The sequence below is a fragment of the Streptomyces africanus genome (genome assembly GCF_002150735.1).
Taxonomy (GTDB): Bacteria; Actinomycetota; Actinomycetes; order Streptomycetales; family Streptomycetaceae; genus Streptomyces; species Streptomyces africanus.
In genome coordinates, this window is sequence record NZ_MUKA01000663.1 from 1 (window position 1) to 877 (window position 877).

At 70.7% G+C, this 877-nt stretch carries 1 protein-coding gene and 1 pseudogene; both read left to right on the plus strand.

Annotation, left to right across the window (positions count from 1 at the left end):
* Positions 1–188: pseudogene (locus CCL05_RS43230) on the plus strand (hypothetical protein); the annotation flags it as partial.
* Positions 189–195: 7 nt separating this feature from the next.
* On the plus strand, positions 196–877 hold a 682-nt coding region (locus CCL05_RS43235; RefSeq protein WP_086565910.1), incomplete at its 3' end, for a TlyA family RNA methyltransferase.

Consider the following 877-nt stretch of genomic DNA (forward strand, 5'->3'; position numbering starts at 1 on the left):
AAGGGGACGTCCGCGACGCCGACGTGGACGCGGCCCTGGACCGGCTCGGCGACGCGGACCACCTCGCCACGGACGGACATGTCGAGGTGTACGAGGATGTACACCGGGGGCTGCGCGACGCGCTCACCGCGCTCGACGCCCGCCCGGGACCACCGGCGCCCCCGCGGCCGTACGAACACAGGAGCTGAACCGAACGTGGCAGGAGTCGCACGCCGCCGTCTCGACGCGGAGCTGGTCCGCCGGAAGCTCGCGCGCTCGCGTGAGCATGCCGGCCAGCTGATCGCCGCCGGGCGGGTCTCCGTCGGCAAGACCGTCGCGACCAAACCCGCCACGCAGGTGGAGACCGCGGCCGCGATCGTCGTCGCGGCCGACGCGAACGATCCCGACTACGTGTCGCGCGGCGGCCACAAGCTCGCCGGCGCGCTGACGGCGTTCATGCCGCAGGGCCTGGTCGTCGAGGGGTGCAGGGCGCTCGACGCCGGCGCGTCCACCGGTGGTTTCACCGATGTCCTGCTGCGGGCGGGCGCCGCCCATGTCGTCGCCGTGGACGTCGGATACGGACAACTCGCCTGGTCTCTTCAGAACGATGAACGCGTCACCGTCAAGGACCGTACGAACGTTCGCGAATTGACACTTGAAGAGATCGATGGGGAGCCTGTGGATCTTGTCGTGGGGGATCTGTCCTTCATCCCGCTCGGGCTGGTCCTGCCCGCCCTGGTGCGGTGCGTGAAGCCGGACGCGGACCTGGTGATGATGGTCAAGCCGCAGTTCGAGGTGGGGAAGGAGCGGCTGGGCAGCGGGGGAGTCGTACGCAGCCCCCAGCTGCGGGCCGAAGCGGTGACGGGGGTGGCAGGTAAGGCCTGGGGGCTGCGTACGA